Source organism: Paraclostridium sp. MRS3W1 (genome assembly GCF_032465715.1).
In the GTDB taxonomy this organism is placed as follows: domain Bacteria; phylum Bacillota; class Clostridia; order Peptostreptococcales; family Peptostreptococcaceae; genus Paraclostridium; species Paraclostridium dentum.
In genome coordinates, this window is record NZ_JAWDJM010000081.1 from 1 (window position 1) to 4,382 (window position 4,382).

The following is a 4,382-nucleotide window of genomic DNA, read 5'->3' on the forward strand; positions in this document are numbered from 1 at the left end:
GTATAATATTGGTTAAAAAATTATAGAAAGAGGTAATATTCCTGATTTTGTGATATACTGGTAATATGGTAGAACTTTCAAAACTGTAAAATATTCAATCAGAGTTGTTTCTATTCACAAGCCAATTAGGGGGGCTACTGGGAACAGAAACTGAAGATTAATTTAAGTGGAGAGTAGTTCGCAGATAAAAAAATATTTAAAGAAAAAAGGGGGATTTAACTTGGCTAAAATTGTAATTAAACGTGAAATTTTAGAAATGATGCTTTATATTTGGGATTCAGTACATCAAAAGGAAAAGATAGCAGATTCGTTTTTTATAGGACTAGCGGATGAAACTGATATGAAATATTTATATGATGAAGACTTTACAAAGGAATCTGTAAGAAAGGTACTTTCTGCAATTTCAAACAGAGAGCTTCTGAATAAACCAACAAAAAAAGAAAGTAGATACTGGAATAAACATATGTGGATGCTTGAAGATTTGGAATTTACAAATATGATGATAGCACCAGTAAAGCAACTTAATTTAGACTATATGCAAGATAAATTAAGTAAGGAAGAATATGAGGTAATATTTATTCCAGGGCATATAGATGAATATTATATAGATGAAAATAAATTAATAATCAATTTCTTTAATATTACAGTAGATTTATTTGGTGAAGGCCCAGTAACAATAGCAGGAAAACCATTTAATGAATATATAGAAGAAAAGCTTCTTAGTATGTAATTGGAGCGATAAACATTTAAAATAAAAACACTCAATTTATATTATATAGATTGAGTGTTTTTATGTTTAAAAATTTTTAAAACTATCCATTTATTATTTCGCCGCCGTTTATATGTATAGTTTGACCGGTTATAAAAGATGCTTCTTCACTTGCCAAAAATACATAAGCACCTGAACACTCTATTGGTTGACCTGCTCTTTTCATCGGATTATTACTACCGAATTTTGCAACTTCTTGTTCAGAGAAGCTTGAAGGTATTAATGGAGTCCATATAGGTCCTGGAGCTACGGCATTAACTCTTATTCCTTTTGTTGCTAATTGCATAGATAAAGATCTAGTAAATGTTGTTAATGCTCCTTTAGTCATAGAGTAGTCTAATAGTGTTTCATGTCCATGATATGCAACTACAGATGTTGTATTTATTATACTATCACCACATTGTAAGTGAGGTAGTACAGCTTTTGTTAGATAAAATGCTCCATAAACATTAGTTTTAAAAGTTTTATCAAATTGTTCATCATCTATATCAGTTAAGTTTTGTTGTGTGTATTGTACTGCTGAATTATTTATTAATATATTTATTTTTTTATATTCTTTTAAAGTAGTATCTACAGCCTCTTTACAAAACTTACTTTCTTTTATGTCACCTTTAATTAAAAGACATTTTCGACCTTCGTCTTCAACCTTTTTCTTTGTGACCATAGCATCATCATCTTCGTTATAGTATATTATGCTTATATCGCATCCTGATTTTGCAAAAGCAATAGAAACTGCTCTTCCTATTCCGCTATCTCCACCGCTAATGATAGCCACTTTATCTTTTAATTTATCGTTTTGTTTATTATATAATGGACTGTCATATATAGGACTTGGTGACATCTTATACTCAAGTCCTGGTTGACAATCTTGATGTTGCTTTGGAAATGAAGTTGGAAAAACCATAATCTTATTCTCCTTTTAAAATTTAGTATACGACTATGATTTCCATGTGAGTATAAATTATTCCTACTTAGTTATTAGTACTTTAATTAATCGGATATATGAAGAATTTATTTAATATGATCGATATTTATAAAAGCTTCAAGAGATTCATTTATATCATCTTTGCACTCATAAAAAGCTCCATGACCTCCATCGGTCAAAGAAACTAGAGTAGCATTTTCTATAGTATCCCTCATATATTCAGCAAAAGAATATGGACACACGGTATCGTGTACACCATGCAATATTAGAGTAGGTACTTTTATCTTAGATAAATCATTAAATAGTTCTTCATCTCTAAGTGCATACAGTGAATTTACACTAGACCACCCAGCAGCTTCTAAACACATGTCAAAGAACCAATCCAATATTCCTTGACTAGTGAATTTATAGAAAAATGACTCAGATGTAGTTCTTATTGCCTGAGGCCTATCATTTTTAAAGTTATCTATAATATTATTTACTTGATCTACAGTATATCCATAAGGCCAACTAATAGATTTGGTCCATCTAGGAACGGCAGCACTAAGCAAGCAGAGCTTAGAAACTCCGTACCCATTAAATTTAGCCATATATCGTGAACATATTGCACCACCCATAGAATGACCCATTAAAGTGATGTCTTCTAGTTTGAGCGCTTCAATTATATGTCTTATATCCTTAGCCATTCTATCATAATCATAACCTGATGAAGGTTTATCAGATTTTCCATAACCTCTAAGGTCTATAGCTATACATCTATAACCTTTTCGTGCAAAGTTTTCAATTATATATTCATACATACGGTGGTTCAAAGGCCAACCGTGAACAAATAATATTGCTTTTTCTGAATCCTTATTTATATCCTCAACAAATAACCTTACATTTTTTTCGACTTTAATAAAATATTTCATAATATACCTCCCGTAGATGTTGTCCTTATATATTATGGGAGTTTGTATATATTTGTTAATGAATTAAAAAAAGCACTCATTTAGAGTGCTTTTTATTATATAAACCTATGCGGTAGGATTTTTCTTTTTCTTTTTACTACTAATTCCACCGTTTATACGGATATAATCGTTATGAACAGACTTAACAACTCCAGTAAGAGCCAATAGACCAATTAAGTTAGGGATAACCATCAATCCATTAAACATATCTGACATTGTCCATACTATTGACACTTCACCTAATGTACCAAGGAAAACACAAATAGCTACAAGTACTACGTATATCTTAACAGCTTTTGTACCGAATAAATATTTTATATTAGCTTCCCCGAAGAAGTACCATCCAATTATAGTAGAGAATGCAAAGAAGAACATACAAATAGCTATAAATATATCTCCAAACTTACCAAACACTGATGAGAATCCCGCTTGAGTAAGAGCAGTTCCTATAAGAGATCCATCTGGAGTAACTGAACGTGTTGTAATTATAACTAAAGCAGTTAAATTTAATATAACAAAAGTATCTATAAATACTCCCATCATAGCAACAAATCCTTGTTCTGAAGGGTAGTCAACTTTTGCAACTGCATGAGCGTGAGGAGTAGAACCCATACCAGCTTCATTAGAGAATAATCCACGAGCTACACCTTTACTCATAGCTTTTTGAATAGTAGCTCCTACGACACCACCTGCTATTGCTTGAGGGGCAAAAGCTCCTACAAATATTTCTTCAAAAGCTAAAGGAATGTTTTTGAAATTAACTAATATTACAATTAACGCACCTATAATATAAAATAATGCCATAATTGGAACTATTGTTTCTGTAACTTTTGCTATTCTAGTTATTCCGCCAGAGAATATTAAAACAGACAGTATTGCTAAAATTATACCTATAACAGCCGGACTTATACCAAATGCTGTATCAAAAGCATCTGCTATAGAGTTAGATTGAACTGCATTTCCCATAAATCCTAATGCTAATATGATAAATACAGCAAAAAAGCTAGCTAAAACTTTACCAAATTTACCTTTAAATGCGGCTTCTATATAGTAAACAGGACCACCTGTTACTGTACCATCTGCACCTATTCTTTTGTATTTTTGAGCCATTGTTGCTTCGGCATAAATTGTTGCCATACCGAAAAATGCACTGACCCACATCCAAAATATTGCACCAGGGCCTCCAACAGCTATTGCAGTAGCGGCACCTGCTAAGTTACCTGTACCTACTTGAGCAGCTATTGCAGTTGCTAAAGATTGAAATTGAGACATTCCATCTTTATCAGCTTTTTCACCCCTTTTAAATAAGCCACCAAAAGTTCTTCTAAAACCTTCTCCAAAACCTCTAATTTGGATGAACTTTAATTGGAATGTGTACCATACACCTGTTCCGACAAGCAAGAATAGCAAAATATTCTTATCCCACAAAACACCATTTACAGATTCTACGATTTTTGTTAGTAACTCCAATATAACACAACCCCTTTGCTATTTTATTTTGCATACTATTTTAAGCGAAAAGTACGCACAATATATATCAAAGAATTTTTCAATATGTAGTTATGAATCAAAAAATAGAAAAACTCTGTGATAACACAATAATTTAAAGTAATATGTGTTTTAAAATATAAGTTTTTATAATGTAAGTATTAAAAATTTAAGGATTTAGTCTAAAGATTAAATTTGAAATGATATTGAAAAAATTTAAATATAAAAAGGTATTTCAATTATATTGTAT

Annotated in this window: 4 protein-coding genes; 1 reads left to right on the plus strand and 3 read right to left on the minus strand. The window is 31.2% G+C overall.

Features of this window, described 5'->3' with window-relative positions; genetic code table 11:
• Positions 1–220 precede the first annotated feature (220 nt).
• The gene (locus RWY47_RS06060; RefSeq protein ID WP_021433098.1) at positions 221–730 is read left to right on the plus strand and encodes a TDE2712 family protein; all 510 of its coding nucleotides are present in this window, start codon (positions 221–223) and stop codon (positions 728–730) included.
• 82 nt (positions 731–812) lie between these two features.
• On the opposite strand, the gene RWY47_RS06065 is transcribed toward RWY47_RS06060, so the two are convergent.
• The 3 genes from RWY47_RS06065 to RWY47_RS06075 all read right to left on the minus strand — a co-directional run bounded on the left by RWY47_RS06065 (position 813) and on the right by RWY47_RS06075 (position 4,114).
• A complete protein-coding gene (locus tag RWY47_RS06065; protein WP_150842823.1) occupies positions 813–1,673 on the minus strand; it encodes an SDR family oxidoreductase in 861 nt (286 codons plus the stop codon).
• A gap of 107 nt (positions 1,674–1,780) precedes the next feature.
• A complete protein-coding gene (locus tag RWY47_RS06070) occupies positions 1,781–2,605 on the minus strand; it encodes an alpha/beta fold hydrolase (protein WP_150842822.1) in 825 nt (274 codons plus the stop codon).
• A 105-nt stretch (positions 2,606–2,710) separates the two neighbouring features.
• A complete protein-coding gene (locus RWY47_RS06075; RefSeq protein WP_025162467.1) occupies positions 2,711–4,114 on the minus strand; it encodes an alanine/glycine:cation symporter family protein in 1,404 nt (467 codons plus the stop codon).
• Positions 4,115–4,382 lie beyond the last annotated feature (268 nt).

Bases quoted from the DNA above. Each gene is read 5' to 3' on its own strand.
- RWY47_RS06065 (WP_150842823.1), bottom strand. From the start codon at position 1,673: ATGGTTTTTCCAACTTCATTTCCAAAGCAACATCAAGATTGTCAACCA.
- RWY47_RS06070 (WP_150842822.1), bottom strand. From the start codon at position 2,605: ATGAAATATTTTATTAAAGTCGAAAAAAATGTAAGGTTATTTGTTGAG.